Here is a 16,308-nt window from a genome sequence, read left to right as displayed (position 1 = left end):
GATTGTTCCAGTTATTGCGACGGATGGGCAAAGCGGATTTCGGCCTTTAATCCGGTCATCTGATCTTTGTTGCTGAGGCTTAAGGTGGCGCCCATGATATCCGCCGCGCGCTTGATGATGGTGAGGCCGAGGCCGGAGCCGGGCTGCTGGTGGCGCTTCACACGGTAGAACTGTTCCGTCACGAAGGGAAGGTCCGCCTCCGGAATGCCCGGGCCGCTGTCGTATACGGCAAGGCAGTGATCGGACAGGACGACCTCCACCTTGCCGTTCGGTGGGGTGTATTTCAGCGCGTTATCAATCAGGTTGGTGAGGATGATGGAGAAAAGATCCCTGTTGCCGAGGATGGTGGCATGCGACCGGATATCCAGATAAAGGCCGATATGTTTGGCATCGGCGAGGGGTTGCCGGTGTTGGATGGCCGCTGCCGCCATATCGGCGATGGAAAGGGGTTCGGTCGGGATATTCGTATGTTCCAGCCGTGAAAGCGTGAGCAGCTGATCGACCAGGGCGGTGGCGCGATCGGCCGCGAGGACCTGCGCTTCCAGAATCATGCGCCGCTGATCGGCATCGGTAGCTTTAAGCGCGGTTTGCGCCTGGGTTTTGAAAATGGCGATGGGCGTGCGGAGCTCATGCGCGGCGAAATCGGTAAAACGGCGTTCTTTTTGCAGGGCGTAGTTCAGGTTCGTCAGCAGGGCGTTGATGGCGTCGATCAGCGGGCGGACCTCGGTGAGGGAGTAATTGTTCGGCAGCGGGTTCAGATCCAGGGCGGAGCGCTTGCGCACGGCGTCGGAAATGTTCAGAAGCGGTTTCAAGCCCGTGTGCAAACCCACCCAGACCAGTACCAGAATGATGGGCAGCAACAGCGCGAGCGGGGTGAATATCCGTGTCATGTCCTCGGCGATCAGTTGTTCGCGGATGCTTACATTCTGAGCGATTTCCAGCGTGTAATCCTCGTCCTGCTGAACATAAAGCCGCCAGGATTTTCGGCCTGTTTCCATGTCGGAAAAGCCCGGTGCCGTGTGCCTGGGGCCGAAATCTCGCGCTTCGGGGGAGTAAAACAGCAGCTTGTCGTCATACCAGATGCGGAAGGCGAGTTTGCTTTTGCGGAACTGGCCCGTGCGCTGGAACTCGGTTCCAAGCTCCACGATATCGGGATTGGCCATTTCATCCTTGTCAAAATGCCGTTCGTGACGGGATTCCTCCTGGTCTTCGGCATTGAGCAGGGAGAGCATGAGGCCCGCCACGTGCGACAATTCACTGTCGTAGATGGATTGCGCTTCATTGTAAGCGGAATAGAACGCAACGCCACCCACCGCCACCAGCGCGAGCGTCACTGGAAGGACAATGTAAACGGTAAGTCTGGCCTTAAGCGATTTTTTCCACAACGTACCCAAGCCCCCGGATGGTTTTGATGGCGGCATCGCCCAGTTTTTTGCGCAGGTGGGAGATGTGTACCTCCACGGTGTTGCTTTCCACGGCGATATCCCAGCCGTAGAGCTTATCCTCTATTTCCTGCTTGTTCATCACCTTGCCGAGATTTTCCATGAGAATGGCAAAGATGGCAAATTCCCTGGCGGAGAGCTCAACAGGGCTGCCGTTTTTGCGGACGGTGCGGGCGCCGGGGTCGATAAGGATGGGGCCATTTTCTATATAGGGCGTCTGGCGGCCATCGCTGCGTCGTATCAGCGCCTGCATCCGTGCCAGCAATTCGTCCAGGTCAAAGGGTTTCACCACGTAATCATCCACACCGGCACTGAAACCTTCCACTTTCTGCTTGGTGGCGTCGCGCGCGGTCAGCGCCATGATGGGCACGTCGTGCCTAAGGCGGCGCATGTCCCTGGCCAAATCCAGGCCGGATTTACCGGGCAGGTTGATATCCAGCAGCACCAGGTCGTATTTGGTGGTGTGCAGGGCGGATTCGCCGTCTTCGGCATTCTCAAACAGGTCAACCGCATAGCCTGCCTGAGACAGGGCGACTTTCACCGCCTTTCCCATCATCGCATCGTCTTCCACCAGCAGGATACGCCTCATGACAGTTTCTTGTTCACCTTCTCAAGCAGTTGTTCGATCTCGGCATGTCTGCCCTGGTCAGCCAGCTCGCGGCCGGGGCGGGCAGGCGCGGCCTGAGCATGCTGAAGCACCGTTTTTGCTTTAGCAAATTCTCCGGATTCGTACAAAAACTCCCCGTAGAAGAAATTGGGATCGATGCCATCGGGGTTGAGGGCCAGGGCTTTTTCCAGATATTCGCGGGCGAGTTTCTTGTCGCCAAAGCCGATGGGCCAGCCGGGAACCTTGTAATAAAGGGAACCCAGCGAGGTATAGACGGAGCCGTTAAGCGCCTGCGGGTCGATTTTCTCCGCCTGCAGCAACAGGTCGCGCGCCTGCTTGACCTTGTCGAGCGCGCCGAGGCCGCCATCAATGCCTGCCTCGGTGCTGAGAATGATGGCCTGCCATACCAGCGGCTCCGCCTTGCCAGGGTAGGACTGGGTGACCTGCGTGGCCTTGTCGGCCAGTTGCGCGATGTCTTTTTCCTGCTGTTTCTCATCCGGTGTCTGGTATTTGACGACCGCCCATTGCTGCTGCAGGCCGCTGATATCCTCCTCCAGCGTCGCCGCCTGCGCCAGCGGCGCCCAAGCCAGGGCCGCGAGCATGCCGATCAATGCCAATTTTTTCATGATTAGGTCTCCTTAGAGTGATGCGGTTAGAATTTCCCTGGCGATGCGGTCGTTCTTCGCCAGCGCATTATCCACCATCTGCGGCAGCAGCGCATTGACGCGCACGAAGAAGCTTTCCGGAAAGCCAATATACACATCCTTGCGGTCCTGCTCGATGGCATCGAGCATCCGTGTGGCCACATGGGACGGTGCGTCCATGTTCATGCGGGTTCTGGATGCGAGGGCCAGGATTTTTTCGTTGTTGAGCGGCGTTTTTACGGCGCGCGGGGCGACATGCGTCACCTGAATGCCACTGCCCGCCAGCTCGCGCCGCAATGCCTGGCTGAAGCCCTTGATGCCTGCTTTGGTGCTGGAATAGGCCACGAAATGGGCAAAGGGGATGGAGCCGAAGATCGACCCCACATTCACGATATGACCGCTGCCGCGCGCCTTCATCATGGGCAGCAATGCCTGCGTCAGCAATACGGGCGAAATCAGGTTCACCTGATACATCGTGGCAATCTGCTGGGGGGATTGCTCCTCCAGCAGTCCGAAATACTGGATGCCGGCGAGGTTGATGAGGATATCCGGCTTAAGCTCCGCCAGTTGCTGCGCAATACGGCCCACGCTTTCAACGCTGGAGAGATCGCCCTGGATATGCGGCCACGGCACACCGGCCGGTGGTGCGGAACGATCAATGACGATCGGCATGGCGCCGCGCTTGAAGGCCATTTGGGTGATATGGCTGCCAATGCCGCCCCTGCCGCCGGTGATGGCGACTTTTTTGCCCGAAAGTCTCATGCGGCCTCCTTGCGCTGTTCGTGCGGGATGGAGCGGAACATTTCGGCAAAGAGATGGAAGATCACTTTTGCCGTGTGGATGATGTCGCGCTGGTCTTCCGGGTCGGTCAGGCGGGTGACGGTTTGCTCAAAAAAGCGCATGTGACCCACATCCAGCGCGCCATGCGAAAGAAGGTAGCTGAAGCAATCCTTCTTAAGGTTGAGCGACTGGCCGATGGCCTTGGCGGCGTGCGTGGCAAGGGCGGTGCTGGTGCCTTCCAGCACAAAGACCATGCCGAAAAACCCGATGGGGTTGCGCCGCATGACAAGATCCCACGCGTAGGCGGTCATCAGCTCCACGGGAAGGGAGGGCGCTGCATTACGCACAGCTTCCGCATCACCTCCTGCATGGCGGATGTCGTTGAGGATCCATTCCTCATGGCCGGTTTCCTCGCTGATATATTCGGCAAAGGCGCGGCGGACCCATTCCTTTTCCGGTGGGATGCGGCTGCCCGCCGCCATCAGGAGCGGAAGCGTATGCTTCACATGATGATAGGCCTGGCCGAGATAGGCGATGTAGGTCTCGCGGCTGATATTGCCCTGCACGCCGTCTTTGATGAGGGGGACGCCGTAAAGCGCTTCCCGCTCCCTTTCGGTTTCCTTTTGCAGACGTTCGTAGAAATTCATACATTCTCCCGTTGGTAACAGCTTTCAATGTGATGGGCGTAGGCCTGGTGGATGGTTTCGCGCCGGGGCTTGCCGGTGCCGGTGAGCTGGCCGTTATGCGGTGTGAATGGCTGGGCGAGCACATGCGCGCCGATGCGCGCATAATCGGGCAGCTGGCGGTTCACCTGCGCAATGGCATCGTCAACGGCCTGAGGATTGCGCGGCACGATGATGGCGGTGGCGAAAGGCCTGGCCTCGCCATACACAAGGGCCTGGGCGATGGCGGGGTGCGCGGTCAGCAGGCTTTCCACCCATTCCGGCGAGACATTGCGCCCGAATGAGGTGATGTAGAGGTTTTTCTTTCGGCCATCGATATGCAGGAAACCATCCTCATCCACATGGCCGATATCGCCGGTGGGGTACCATTCCGGCACGGGTTTCGCATCGCCCAGATAGCCTGAAAAAAGCGGGTGGTGGAGCTCCAGTTCGCCATCTTTCGCCCTGCGCATGCGGATATGGGGCAGCAGCCTGCCGGCCGAGCCCACCTTGAAGGCGGCAGGGGTGTTGACCGCCACGACGGATGCAGCCTCCGTCAGGCCATAGCCTTCATAGACGGGCAGGCCGCGGTCCAGCGCGGCATCGATCAGCTCCGGGGCGACGCGGGCGCCGCCGACGGCGGCATAATGCAGCGATGGCAGCGGACGATTCACCGCCAGCAGCATGCGCAGCAGTTCCGGCACAAGGATGCAGCTGGTTGCGCCGGACCATTCAATGGCGGCATGCAGCGCATCCGGCGTGTGTTCCACCGGCGGCAGGCAGACCGTGGCGCCCATCAGCAGCGCGGCATAAACGCCCGCGATGTTTTCCAGCAGCACGGCCAGCGGCAAAAGGCACACATGCCGCGACGGATCAGGCATGGCAATGGTCTGTATGAGCGAGGCGGCCAGCCTTTCCATCGCCCCCTGCGTGAGGCACACGCCCCTGGGTTCGTCACTGGTGCCTGATGTGTAGGTGATTTTGGCGGTTTGCGATGGCAAGGCAACCTGTGGCGCATGGGCCAGGCGAATGCGCCAAAAAGGCTTTCCCGCCAGTTCAACCGGTTCGGCGGTGCCGTGGAAACGTTCGGGCTGGTCGGTAAAGACGGTATCTATTCCGGCATCGTGCAGGGCGTGGGCGGTTTGCTTTTCCGAAAAGAACGAAGGCAGCGGCAGCATGGAAATGGCTGCCCTGATGCAGGCCAGATCCATCACCACCCAGGCCGCGCAGTTTTGCATCATCAGCGCAACGGTTGCGGCGCCATTCAGAAGCGGCTGGGCACGCTCCACGGCTTCGGCCAGTTCATCGTAAGTCAATAGCCCGTCAGGCGTTTCCAGCGCCGTGCGTCCGGCATGGCGACGCAGGGCGGTCAGCAGTTGCGAGGTCATTGGCGTATCCGGCCGCACTGGGTGAAATAATCCTCCAGGCCTTTGCGAAAGGTGAGGACGCTGCCCGCCATGACATAGGGCTTGGTGTCGTAATAGGTGCCCCAGCGCGCGGCATCGGGGCCAAGCCTGGCGGGATCGGCCGGTGCAAGCACGTAGGGGAAAAGCCCGAGGCTGTTCAGATAACGACGCAGCAGGGCCGTGCCGGTGAAAAGAATAAAGGACATGCCCTCCTGTTCAAGGTGGCATGCGAGGCCGTAGAGCAGCATCATCACATCGCCTTTGCCGGCGGAGGCCAGGTTTCCGGCTTCCGCAATGCCTTGGCGCAGGGGCAGCTCGCCGGTGGCTTCACGGATATGTTCTTCCGCGCTGCTGGGAAGATATTGCTCCAAAAACAGCCTGCCATGTTCGCTTGCATAGCGAATACCCAAGGCGGAGAGCAGGCGGGTGCCATCCTGCATGAGGCCCATCAGCCAGGGATAGGTCACGTCGATATCGGCCTGGTAGGTTTTGCGGTAAACCGCGCGTATGTACTCGGCCATGGCGGTGTAGCCGTCGCTGCCCGGCGTGGCGAGAATAATGGATGGATGGGCCTTGCTGCAATTGAGGGAGAAGGGGCGTTTCCCAGGTTGATTAGCGAGGGGGGAAACATGCATAACGGGCTCCGTTGCGGTTATGCATTCATTTTACATGGCAAACTTAAGTGAACCTGAAGGGGCTAAAAAGCTGATAGAAAAAGAAAAACCTGGAATGCGCCTATGAGGTGGTGCCCCAGGTCGGACTCGAACCAACACACCTCTCGGTACCGCATTTTGAGTGCGGCGCGTCTACCAATTTCACCACTGGGGCACAGGGCGATTGTTCCGTGTTATGCGGGGTTTTGGGCCGCCCGTCAAGGAGTGCTATTTGCCAGTGAGCTGGCGCACGACAACGCTGGCGGCATCGGCCACGTTGGTGTTGGCGGCGTGGGCCATGGCCATGGCATCCACGATGGCGGAGCCGACGACGACGAGACTGGCGTGTCTGGCGGCGTTTACCACATCCTCGCGGGTTTTGATGCCGAAGCCGATGGCGACCGGCAGGGGGGTGTGGCGTTTGATGCGGGTGGTGAGGCTTTCCAGGTTGGCGCTGGTGGCCTTGGCGGTGCCGGTGATGCCGGTGATGCTGATGGCATAGACGAAGCCGCCTGCGTGGCGCAGCAGGTTGGGGAGGCGTTTGTCGTCCGTGGTGGGGGCGACGAGGCGGATCCATTCGAGACCTTTACGTTCGCCTCCGGCGATGGCCTCCTTGCCATCGCCATGAGGCATGCTCAAGGCTGGGGCGCGACGTTCTGTCGCGCTATTGGCGCCGGAAAGATACGGGAGCAGTTCGTTCTCTTCTTCCATCGGTACATCGACGATGATGAGGCCGTCCACACCGGCGGCGAGGGCATCGGCGCAGAAGGTAGCAGTGCCGTATTGCTCGATGGGGTTGAGGTAGCCCATGAGGATGATGGGGGTTTCGGCATCCTGTTTGCGGAAGCTGCGGACCATCTCCAGCAGTTTATGCAGGTTGATGCCTGCATCCAGCGCGCGCAGGGCGGCGGCCTGGATGACCGGGCCGTCGGCCATGGGGTCGGAGAAGGCCATGCCGAGTTCGACGATGTCGGCACCGGCGGCGGGCAGTGCGTTCAGCGTGGCGAGGGAGGCATCATAGGTCGGGTCGCCCGCCATGATGAAGCTGACGAGGCCAGTGCGGTTTTCTGCCTTCAGTTTATCGAGGCGGGTTTGCAGGCGCTGGGTCACAGGGAAACTCCCAGTGCTTTGCTGATGGTGAACAGGTCCTTGTCACCACGGCCGCAGAGGTTCATGACGATGATCTGGTCCTTACGCATCTTTGGCGCTTCGCGGATGACCCAGGCGAGGGCATGGCTTGGCTCAAGGGCCGGGAGGATGCCTTCGGTCCGGGCGCAGAGCTGGAAGGCGGCGAGCGCCTCTTTATCGGTGGCGCTGGCATAGGTGGCGCGGCCGCTATCCTTCAGCCAGGCATGTTCGGGGCCGATGCCGGGGTAATCCAGCCCGGCGGAGATGGAGTGCGTCTCGGTGATCTGGCCGTCCTCATCCTGAAGCAGGTAGGTGCGGTTGCCGTGCAGCACGCCGGGGCGGCCCTTGGCGATGGAGGCGGCGTGTTCCTCGGTATCCAGGCCTTTGCCTGCGGCTTCGACGCCGACGAGTTTCACGGAGCTGTCCCCGATGAAGGGATAGAACAGGCCGATGGCGTTGGAGCCACCGCCGATGGCGGCGACCACGGCATCCGGCAATTTGCCTTCGGCTTTCATCAACTGGTCCTTGGCTTCTTCACCGATGATGCTTTGAAAGTCGCGTACCATGGCCGGGAAGGGGTGCGGGCCTGCGGCGGTGCCGATGAGGTAGTAGGTGTTCTCCACGTTCGTCACCCAGTCACGCAGGGCCTCGTTCATGGCATCCTTCAGGGTGCCGTTGCCGCTGGTGACGGGGACGATCTCCGCGCCCAGCAGCTTCATGCGGAAGACGTTGGGCTGCTGGCGTTCCATGTCCTTGGCGCCCATGTAGACGACGCAGGGCAGGCCCATGCGCGCGCAGACGGTGGCGGTGGCCACGCCGTGCTGGCCCGCGCCGGTTTCAGCGATGATGCGGGTTTTGCCCATGCGGGCGGCGAGGAGGATCTGCCCGGCGCAATTGTTGATCTTGTGCGCGCCGGTGTGGTTTAGCTCGTCGCGTTTGAAATAGACCTTTGCGCCACCAAGATGGTTGGTCAGACGTTCAGCAAAATAGAGCGGGCTTGGGCGGCCTATATAGTGGGTGTGCCATTCCTGGAGTTCGGCGGCAAAGGCGGGGTCGTTTTTGGCGACCTCATAGGCGGCTTCCAGCTCCAGCAGCAGAGGCATGAGGGTTTCGGCGACAAAACGGCCGCCGAAAGGGCCGAATTTGCCGTCTTTGTCAGGCAGACTGTTGGAAAGCGGTTTAGCGGCTAAAGACGTTTGAGGCATTGGACCAGTACATCATGCACCAGCCGTTCGGTTTGCTGGTTCTTATCGCGGGTGGGGTTGAATTCCGCGATATCCATAGCATGGACGACCAGCGTGTCAAAGAGGATTGCCAGCATTTCCTCCAGCTCGGTGCGGCTGATGCCGCCCGGTTCGGAAACATTCACGCCGGGGGCGAAGGCCGGGTCCAGCACATCAATATCCAGCGAAAGATAGTGATAAAGCGTGCCGTCGCTGACGATGCTCATGGCGCGCTGCATCACGGCATCCGGCCCCATGCGCACCACGTCATCGGTGGTGAAAACGGCCACGCCGAGCTCTTCCAGCAGTGCCATTTCGCCGTCGTCGTAATTGCGCATGCCGATGACGCAGCAATGTTCGGGGTTGACCTTGGCGCGCGGGCCGCCAATGGCGGTGAACTGCACGTCCCCATGGCCGAGCACGGTGGCCAGGCCCATGCCGAACACGGCCTGGGAAGGGGAGGTGGAAGGGGTGTTGGCGTCCAGATGCGCATCAATCCAGATCAGCCCGGTTTTGCCATAGGCGCCGGTGGCTTCCACAAAGCCGCCAAGGCTGCCGATGACGACGGAATGGTCGCCGCCGATGGTCACGGGCACTTCATCGCACAGCACGGCATCGCGCACATTGGCGCAGAGGTCTTCCAGATATTCCTTCACCAGGTAATTGCGGGTGTGGCTGCCGAGCGGGGGGGAATACTGGTTTTCCCAGGCTTCCAGCGCGGGCCACCAGCGGGCGTCGATGCGCACCTGGCTGAGCTGCTGGATAAGGTTGCCCGCGCGCAGGATGTCCGGCGCTTTTTCGCAGCCGCCAACGGTTGCGCCCAGCGAACAGGCGTAAGGAATGAGGGCAACTTTGGCGATGGGTGGTTTGGCCATGGGGCCAGATTAGCATATGTTCATCAGCATTAGGTTAATGCGCTAACCACCTGCATGAAGTGGCGGATTTTGACCTGATCCTTCACGCCGGGGGAGGATTCCAGACCGGAGGAAATATCCACACCCTTCGCGCCTGCCGCTTTCAGGGCATCGGTCAGGTTTTCCGCGTTCAACCCACCCGCCAGCAGCCAGGGCATGGGGATGGTGTGGGATTTCAGCCAGTTCCATGGAAAGCTCTCGCCCGTGCCACCGGGCTGGGTTTGGGAGGCGGCGTCGAACAGCAGGGTGTCGGCCACGGTGCGGAAGGGTTTCCAGGTGAGGATATCGGATGGTTCTTTCACCCGGATGGCCTTGATGATGCCGGTTTTCCAGCGGGATTTGATGTCGGCCGCGCGTTCGGGCGATTCGTTGCCGTGAAGCTGCACGTAATCCGGCTTGGCGAGGGTGAGGTAACGCTCCAGTTCCTCATCCCCCATGTCCACCGTCACCAACACGCTTTTCAGGGCGCGGGGCTTGGCGGCCATCAGGTCGGCATAGGCTTCGGGTTGCAGATGGCGGGGGGAACGGTCAAAGGCGACGAGGCCCGCGTAATCCGTGCCGAGTTCGGCCAGGATCTGCAGGTGATGCGGGTCACGTATGCCGCAGATTTTCGTTGCGATGTGCATGCGCCGTTTTTAGGCAGGAATCACACCCGCGCCAACCGTTTTTTCGAGCCGCTCAAAACCCTCCAGCAAATCCTGCTTCAGATCGTCCACATTATCCAGGCCGATATGCAGGCGGATGAGCCAGCCATCGTGCTGCCAGTCGCTCGCGGTGCGGAGCGTTTTGGGCTTAAAGGGAAGGATGAGGCTTTCGAACCCGCCCCAGCTATAGCCCATGCCGAAGAGCTTCATGTTATCCAGCATGTTGGCGATGGCGGCTTTGGGGGCATCCTTGATGAGGATGCTGAACAGACCGTTGCTGCCGGAGAAATCGCGCTTCCACACCTCGTGACCTGGGCAGGATGGCAGGGCCGGGTGCAGCACACGCTCCACCTGCGGGAGGGTTTGCAGCCATGTGGCCATTTCCAGCGCGGCCTTTTCATGCTGCTTCATGCGCACATGCAGGGTGCGCAGGCCGCGCAGCACGAGGTAGGCATCCTGCCCGTTGGAGCAAAGGCCCATTTCGGCATGCTGGTTGGAGATCTGCTCCAGCACTGCATCGTCGCGGGCAGAGACCACACCCATCAGCACATCGGCATGGCCGCCGGCATATTTGGTGGCCGCCCAGGCGGAGATATCCACGCCGAGGTCGAAGGGTTTCCACAAGAGCGGGGCGGCCCAGGTGCTGTCGGCCAGCACCAGCGCGCCCGCCTTGTGGGCGACGGCGGCGATGGCGGGGATGTCCTGCACTTCCATGGTGATGGAGCCGGGGCTTTCGACCACGACCAAACGGGTGTTGGGCTTCATGACGCGGGCGATATCCGCACCCAGCATGGGGTCGTACACATCGGCGGTGACACCGAAGCGGGCGAGGGCGTCCTTGGCGAAATGGCGCGTGGGGCCGTAGCTGGTATCGGGGATGAGGATATGGTCGCCGGATTTGACGACCGCCAGGATGGCAGCGGTGACGGCAGTGAGGCCCGAAGGGGAAAGCCAGGCGTGTTTGGCGCCTTCCAGCTCGGCCAAGGCGTGGCGCAGGGCCAGGGTGGTGGGGGTGCCGCAGGTGCCGTAGGGCGGGTTGTCGGCATCGCCGAAACGGGCGGTTTCCAGCGCCTCCAGCGTCGGGAACATGCGGGTGGACTGGTAATAGGGCGGGATGTTGACCGCGCCGTGATGTTTCTCCGGTGCGCGGCCAAGTCTGACGCATTGGGTCTGGCTTGAATAATCGCTCATGGGGCATATCTATAGCCAAGGGCTTATTCACACAATATCGATGTGAAAAAGCTGTGATTGCGAAACCGCAGCATTCCCGCTAGTTTCGGCTTCCTTTTGATAAAAATAAGCAAAGCTCTAGATGTCCACGACCCAAAAACCCTATTCCGATATCGACCCGAACCCGAATTTTCCGAAGCTCGAGGAGGGCATCCTTGCCTTCTGGAAAGAGAATGAGGTGTTTCAGAAATCGGTCGATAACCGCCCGTCGAAGATGGACGGCAAGAAAAACGAGTTCGTGTTCTATGACGGCCCGCCATTCGCCAACGGGTTGCCGCATTACGGGCATTTGCTGACGGGATTTGTGAAGGATGTGTATCCTCGCTATCAGACGATGAAGGGCAGGCGCGTGGAGCGTCGCTTCGGCTGGGATTGCCACGGGCTGCCCGCTGAGATGGGTGCGGAGAAGGAGCTGGGGATTTCCGGCACGGCGGCGATTCAGGAATATGGCATCGACAAGTTCAATGAGCATTGCCGCACCTCGGTGATGAAATATGCGAATGAGTGGGAATATTACGTCACCCGTCAGGCGCGCTGGGTGGATTTCAAGAATGACTACAAGACGATGGATAAGTCGTTCATGGAGTCGTCCATCTGGGCGTTCAAGCAGCTGTACGATAAGGGGCTGGTGTATGAATCCTACCGGGTGATGCCCTACAGCTGGGCGGCGGAAACGCCGCTTTCCAACTTCGAGACGCGATTGGATAACTCCTACCGCGAGAAGGTGGACCCGGCGGTGACGGTGGCGTTTGAGCTAGAAGGCGTGCCGGAATTTGTCCGTAATATATACCCAGAAGTCACTAAAGCTAAATTACTAGCTTGGACTACTACACCTTGGACTTTGCCTTCGAATCTTGCTTTGGCTGTTAATCCAAAAATGAGATATGTGGCGCTATTATCTAATAAAGATAGTGAAGTATCTACATGCTTTATTTTCGCTGCGAATGAAATCAACTCTTTATTGGATAATTTGGGGTATTCGAAGCAGCACATCAATTTCTCAAAGGACGACGTGGCCTCTTATGATTTTAGTGCTCCAGGGGTAGAGAATGAAAAGGAACTCCAAAGCCAAATAAAATCGGCTTGGGATGCCCTATTTGAAGGCCAGGCCCTAGTAGGATTGCGCTACAAACCACTATTCCCTTATTTTGCTAATCACCCCAATTCCTTCCGCGTACTTTCCGGTGCGTTTGTGGAAGAAGGCTCCGGCACAGGCGTGGTGCATATGGCGCCGGGCTTTGGTGAGGACGATCAAAAGCTGTGCGAAGAAAATGGCATTGAGCTGGTGGTGCCGGTGGACAGCCGCGGCAATTTCACAGCGGAAGTACCTGACTATCAGGGCATGAATATTTTTGAGGCCAACAAGCCCATCATCCAGCGTTTGAAGGAAACGGGCGCGCTGGTGAAGCGTGAGGATTACAAGCACAACTACCCGCATTGCTGGCGCACGGACCAGCCGCTGATCTACAAGGCGATGCCGAGCTGGTATGTGGAGGTGACGAAATTCCGCGACCGTATGGTGGAGCTAAATCAGCAGATTAACTGGATTCCCGGCCATGTGAAGGACGGTTTGTTCGGCAAGTGGCTGGAAGGGGCAAGGGACTGGAGCATCTCGCGCAACCGCTTCTGGGGTTGCCCGGTGCCGATCTGGAAGAGCGATAACCCGGCGAACAGCAAGCTCTATGTGTTCGGTTCCATTGCGGAGCTGGAGGAGTTCTTCGGCCAGAAGGTGAATGACCTGCACCGCCCCTATATCGATGATCTGACCAAGCCTGACCCTGAGAACCCGGCCTACACATTGCGCCGCGTGCCGGAGGTGCTGGATTGCTGGTTCGAGTCCGGCTCGATGCCCTATGCGCAGTCGCATTATCCGTTTGAGCGGGAAGAATGGTTCAACCAGCATAACCCGGCGGATTTCATTGTGGAATATGCGGCGCAGACGCGTGGCTGGTTCTACACGATGGTGGTGCTGGGCACGGCGCTGTTTGACCGGCCGCCGTTTTTGAATTGTATTTGCCACGGCGTCGTTTTGGATGCGAAGGGGCAGAAGCTTTCCAAACGCCTGAACAATTACCCCGACCCGCGCGAGCTGTTCGACCAGTATGGCGCGGATGCGCTGCGCTGGTTCATGATGTCCAGCCCCATCATGCGCGGGCAGGAATTGTATATCGATAAAGAGGGCAAGTTCATCCGCGATGCGGTGCGGCTTTATGTGAAGCCGCTGTGGAATGCGTTTAACTTCTTCGTGCTCTATGCGAATGCGGATGGGATAGCGGTGGATGCGGGCGTGCCTGCGAAGCTGAAACTGCGCACCAATCATGTGATGGATCAGTATATCCTCGCCAAGCTGAAAGTGGTTGGGCAGGAAGTGGAAAAGGCGATGGATGCCTATGACACGGTGGATGCCTGCGCTTCCATCACGCGATTCCTGGAGGTGCTGAACAACTGGTACATCCGCCGTAACAAGCAGCGCTTCTGGAAGAGCGAGGCGGATGGCGACAAGCTGGATGCCTATGACACGCTGTATACCGTGTTGCATGTGCTTTCACGCCTTGCCGCGCCGCTGCTGCCGCTGGTGACGGAATCCATCTGGCAAGTGCTGGTGCGTGACCAGAAATCCTCCATCCATCTGGCGGACTGGCCGACGAAGGAGCTGGCGGCTCTGCCAGAGGCGGGCGATATCGTCGCCAACATGGACCGCGTGCAGGAGGTGTGCAACGCCGCGCATGGCGTGCGTAACCAGCATAATATCCGCGTGCGTCAGCCGCTTTCATCGCTGACGGTGGTGGGACAGGGCATTGAAGGCCTCAAGGCTTATCTGCCGCTGATTGAGGATGAGGTGAATGTGAAGCAGATCCGTTTCGCCGACAAGGTAGAGGATTTTGCGGATTTCAAGCTCACGCTGAACTTCCCGGTGCTCGGCAAAAAATACGGCAAGGATATGCCGAAGCTGGCTGCTGCCGCCAAATCCGGCCAGTGGAAGAAATCCGCCGCCGGGATTGAGCTGGCAGCTGTTGTGCTGGAAGAAGGCGAATATGTGCTGAAGCTGGAGCCTAAGGAAGGCGCTGGTGCCTGCCAGCCGCTGCCAAGCCAGGACTCGCTGGTGGCGCTGGATATTGCCGTGACGCCGGAACTGGAAGCGGAAGGCTATGCGCGGGATTTAGTGCGAACCATTCAGGAAAAACGTAAAAACGAGCAATTCGATATTTCCTCTAAGGTAGATATAAAAATTTCCACGAAAGATGAAAAATACAAAGCGATGATCGCCCCACATCTTCAATATGTGGCAGAGCAGGTGCTTGCAGAAAAAATTGAATTTATAGATTCTGATCCAACTGGATGGCTTATACCGATGGAAGGATTTGATACTATTTCATTGGTACTAAAAGAGCTTAAGCCCAAACATCAAGCAGCTTAGGGCATGAAGAACTCGACTTTAGAGACCCCCTCACCCCAACCCTCTCCCACAAGGGGAGAGGGGGTAAACAAGGTTGTCAGCAGGGCATGGATATTGCGCAGGAACATGACGGATGCTGAGAAAGCATTATGGAAACTGTTGCGCAATAAACAGTTTGACGGCGTGAAGTTTCGGAGGCAGCAGCCAATCGGAAAATACATTGCTGATTTTGTGTGTTTTGAGGCCATGCTTGTGGTTGAGTTGGATGGCGGGCAACACGCCATTCAGCAGGATTATGATAAGAAGCGGACTGCATTTCTCAATGAACAAGGATTTGCCGTGTTGCGATTCTGGAATCAGGATGTTCTTAAAAATCCAGATGGCTTATATGAGACCTTGAAACAGGCGTTGGCTGCATCTCCCTCTCCCCTTGTGGGAGAGGGTCTGGGTGAGGGGGCCGTTGCGCAGGAAGGGCATAACGCATGAAGACCATCAGCATCCTCGGCGCGGGTTCATGGGGTACGGCACTGGCGGTGATCGCCAACCGGGCGGGCGCGGATGTGACGATCTGGACGCGCAACAGCTTTGTGATTGAAGGTATTCACCAGAAAAACCGCAACACGACCTATCTGCCGGAGGTGTTCCTCGACCCCGCCATTCAGGTGACGGATAATCTGGCGAAAGCGTGCGATACCGAGCTGGTGCTGCTGGTGATTCCGTCGCAGCATGTGCGCTCCACCTGCATTGCGATGGCGCAGCATCTGGATGCGAGCATTCCGGTCGTAATCTGTGCCAAGGGGATCGAGCGTGGCTCGCTGGCGCTGATGAGCGAAGTGGTGCATGCGGTGCTGCCGAATAACCCGATCGCCGTGCTCTCTGGCCCCAATTTCGCGCTGGAGGCGGCGCGCGGCAACCCCACGGCGACGACGGTGGCCTGCGCCAATATCGATATCGGCGAGCAGATCGTGTTTTCCATCGGCACATCCCTGTTTAGGCCTTATCTGCATGATGATGTGGTGGGCAGACAGGTGGGCGGCGCGGTGAAGAACGTGATCGCCATTGCCTGCGGCATTGCGCGCGGTAAGGGGCTGGGGGAGAATACGGCATCGGCCCTGATCACGCGCGCGCTCAGCGAATTGCGCCGTCTGACGGTGGCCAAGGGCGGCAAGCCGGAGACCCTGATGGGGCTTTCGGGCATCGGTGACCTGGTGCTGACCTGCACGAGCCAGACCTCGCGTAACTACTCCCTGGGTTTCCGTTTGGGGCAGGGGGAGACGCTGGACAAAATCCTGGCATCCCGAAGCGGGGTGACCGAAGGGGTGACCACGGCGGAATCCGTCATGCAGCTGGCCACCATGCTGCAGATCGACATGCCCATCTGCGAGGCCGTGCACCGTATTTTATACGAACAGGCCGATATCGAATCGGCCATCGCCGGATTGCTGGACCGCCCATTTACCAAAGAAATCTAGGCCTTAAGGAGATTTGACATGAAAAAGCTGTTCGCCACTGTTGCGTTGATGGTTGCCCTGCCGCTGACTGCCCAGGCAGGCTGGCGCGACAAGGACAACATGCCGC

At 59.0% G+C, this 16,308-nt stretch carries 15 protein-coding genes and 1 tRNA gene; 3 read left to right on the top strand and 13 right to left on the bottom strand.

From position 1 onward, the window contains the following. Positions 1 to 11 precede the first annotated feature (11 nt). The 13 genes from GC177_09260 to metC all read right to left on the bottom strand — a co-directional run bounded on the left by GC177_09260 (position 12) and on the right by metC (position 11,294). On the bottom strand, positions 12 to 1,421 hold the full coding sequence (locus tag GC177_09260) for a HAMP domain-containing protein (GenBank protein MBI1276143.1): 1,410 nt from the start codon (positions 1,419 to 1,421) through the stop codon (positions 12 to 14). Beyond that, positions 1,366 to 2,031: a response regulator gene (locus tag GC177_09255; GenBank protein ID MBI1276142.1), complete on the bottom strand. Its 666-nt coding sequence runs from the start codon at positions 2,029 to 2,031 to the stop codon at positions 1,366 to 1,368. Before GC177_09255 ends, GC177_09260 begins: the two co-directional genes overlap by 56 nt. Next, on the bottom strand, positions 2,028 to 2,675 hold the full coding sequence (locus GC177_09250; GenBank protein MBI1276141.1) for a hypothetical protein: 648 nt from the start codon (positions 2,673 to 2,675) through the stop codon (positions 2,028 to 2,030). The genes GC177_09255 and GC177_09250 overlap by 4 nt, the downstream gene beginning before the upstream one ends. A 12-nt stretch (positions 2,676 to 2,687) precedes the next feature. After that, positions 2,688 to 3,455 (bottom strand): SDR family NAD(P)-dependent oxidoreductase, encoded by a 768-nt coding sequence (locus tag GC177_09245; GenBank protein ID MBI1276140.1) that lies wholly within the window; start codon positions 3,453 to 3,455, stop codon positions 2,688 to 2,690. Beyond that, entirely contained in the window at positions 3,452 to 4,120 is a 669-nt protein-coding gene (locus tag GC177_09240) for a biliverdin-producing heme oxygenase (GenBank protein ID MBI1276139.1), read from the bottom strand. Before GC177_09240 ends, GC177_09245 begins: the two co-directional genes overlap by 4 nt. Next, entirely contained in the window at positions 4,117 to 5,523 is a 1,407-nt protein-coding gene (locus tag GC177_09235) for an AMP-binding protein (protein MBI1276138.1), read from the bottom strand. Before GC177_09235 ends, GC177_09240 begins: the two co-directional genes overlap by 4 nt. Then, positions 5,520 to 6,176, bottom strand: coding sequence for a hypothetical protein (locus tag GC177_09230; protein ID MBI1276137.1), 657 nt, complete (start codon positions 6,174 to 6,176; stop codon positions 5,520 to 5,522). The genes GC177_09235 and GC177_09230 overlap by 4 nt, the downstream gene beginning before the upstream one ends. A 108-nt stretch (positions 6,177 to 6,284) precedes the next feature. Further along, positions 6,285 to 6,369, bottom strand: a tRNA-Leu gene (locus GC177_09225). 53 nt (positions 6,370 to 6,422) lie between these two features. Further along, positions 6,423 to 7,304 (bottom strand): tryptophan synthase subunit alpha, encoded by an 882-nt coding sequence (trpA, locus tag GC177_09220; GenBank protein MBI1276136.1) that lies wholly within the window; start codon positions 7,302 to 7,304, stop codon positions 6,423 to 6,425. Continuing rightward, a complete protein-coding gene (trpB, locus tag GC177_09215; protein MBI1276135.1) occupies positions 7,301 to 8,527 on the bottom strand; it encodes a tryptophan synthase subunit beta in 1,227 nt (408 codons plus the stop codon). The genes trpA and trpB overlap by 4 nt, the downstream gene beginning before the upstream one ends. After that, positions 8,509 to 9,420 (bottom strand): hypothetical protein, encoded by a 912-nt coding sequence (locus GC177_09210; GenBank protein ID MBI1276134.1) that lies wholly within the window; start codon positions 9,418 to 9,420, stop codon positions 8,509 to 8,511. Before GC177_09210 ends, trpB begins: the two co-directional genes overlap by 19 nt. Before the next feature lie 29 nt (positions 9,421 to 9,449). Further along, positions 9,450 to 10,085: a phosphoribosylanthranilate isomerase gene (locus GC177_09205; protein MBI1276133.1), complete on the bottom strand. Its 636-nt coding sequence runs from the start codon at positions 10,083 to 10,085 to the stop codon at positions 9,450 to 9,452. 9 nt (positions 10,086 to 10,094) lie between these two features. Continuing rightward, positions 10,095 to 11,294 carry a cystathionine beta-lyase gene (gene metC, locus GC177_09200; protein MBI1276132.1) on the bottom strand — a complete coding sequence of 400 codons (1,200 nt, stop codon included), beginning with the start codon at positions 11,292 to 11,294 and terminating at the stop codon, positions 10,095 to 10,097. A 121-nt stretch (positions 11,295 to 11,415) separates the two neighbouring features. On the opposite strand from metC, the gene GC177_09195 reads away from it, so the two are divergent. The 3 genes from GC177_09195 to GC177_09185 are packed head-to-tail and all read left to right on the top strand — an operon-like array spanning position 11,416 to position 16,202. Beyond that, positions 11,416 to 14,751, top strand: coding sequence for an isoleucine--tRNA ligase (locus GC177_09195; protein ID MBI1276131.1), 3,336 nt, complete (start codon positions 11,416 to 11,418; stop codon positions 14,749 to 14,751). A 3-nt stretch (positions 14,752 to 14,754) separates the two neighbouring features. Beyond that, a complete protein-coding gene (locus GC177_09190) occupies positions 14,755 to 15,216 on the top strand; it encodes a DUF559 domain-containing protein (GenBank protein MBI1276130.1) in 462 nt (153 codons plus the stop codon). Further along, positions 15,213 to 16,202, top strand: a complete 990-nt coding sequence (locus tag GC177_09185) for an NAD(P)H-dependent glycerol-3-phosphate dehydrogenase (GenBank protein MBI1276129.1) — start codon at positions 15,213 to 15,215, stop codon at positions 16,200 to 16,202. Before GC177_09190 ends, GC177_09185 begins: the two co-directional genes overlap by 4 nt. Positions 16,203 to 16,308: the final 106 nt, after the last annotated feature.

The sequence above is a fragment of the bacterium genome, assembly GCA_016124905.1.
In the GTDB taxonomy this organism is placed as follows: domain Bacteria; phylum Pseudomonadota; class Alphaproteobacteria; order Rickettsiales; family RI-342; genus RI-342.
This window is presented reverse-complemented; position numbering and strand designations above follow the sequence as displayed.

What these genes read in the sequence shown, in the direction of transcription:
- metC (MBI1276132.1), bottom strand. Translation starts at nt 11,294, where the DNA reads ATGAGCGATTATTCAAGCCAGACCCAATGCGTCAGACTTGGCCGCGCA.
- GC177_09230 (MBI1276137.1), bottom strand. Translation starts at nt 6,176, where the DNA reads ATGCATGTTTCCCCCCTCGCTAATCAACCTGGGAAACGCCCCTTCTCC.
- GC177_09235 (MBI1276138.1), bottom strand. Translation starts at nt 5,523, where the DNA reads ATGACCTCGCAACTGCTGACCGCCCTGCGTCGCCATGCCGGACGCACG.
- GC177_09185 (MBI1276129.1), top strand. Translation starts at nt 15,213, where the DNA reads ATGAAGACCATCAGCATCCTCGGCGCGGGTTCATGGGGTACGGCACTG.
- GC177_09205 (MBI1276133.1), bottom strand. Translation starts at nt 10,085, where the DNA reads ATGCACATCGCAACGAAAATCTGCGGCATACGTGACCCGCATCACCTG.
- trpB (MBI1276135.1), bottom strand. Translation starts at nt 8,527, where the DNA reads ATGCCTCAAACGTCTTTAGCCGCTAAACCGCTTTCCAACAGTCTGCCT.
- GC177_09240 (MBI1276139.1), bottom strand. Translation starts at nt 4,120, where the DNA reads ATGAATTTCTACGAACGTCTGCAAAAGGAAACCGAAAGGGAGCGGGAA.
- GC177_09195 (MBI1276131.1), top strand. Translation starts at nt 11,416, where the DNA reads ATGTCCACGACCCAAAAACCCTATTCCGATATCGACCCGAACCCGAAT.
- GC177_09210 (MBI1276134.1), bottom strand. Translation starts at nt 9,420, where the DNA reads ATGGCCAAACCACCCATCGCCAAAGTTGCCCTCATTCCTTACGCCTGT.
- GC177_09250 (MBI1276141.1), bottom strand. Translation starts at nt 2,675, where the DNA reads ATGAAAAAATTGGCATTGATCGGCATGCTCGCGGCCCTGGCTTGGGCG.
- GC177_09190 (MBI1276130.1), top strand. Translation starts at nt 14,755, where the DNA reads ATGAAGAACTCGACTTTAGAGACCCCCTCACCCCAACCCTCTCCCACA.
- GC177_09255 (MBI1276142.1), bottom strand. Translation starts at nt 2,031, where the DNA reads ATGAGGCGTATCCTGCTGGTGGAAGACGATGCGATGATGGGAAAGGCG.
- GC177_09245 (MBI1276140.1), bottom strand. Translation starts at nt 3,455, where the DNA reads ATGAGACTTTCGGGCAAAAAAGTCGCCATCACCGGCGGCAGGGGCGGC.
- GC177_09260 (MBI1276143.1), bottom strand. Translation starts at nt 1,421, where the DNA reads ATGCCGCCATCAAAACCATCCGGGGGCTTGGGTACGTTGTGGAAAAAA.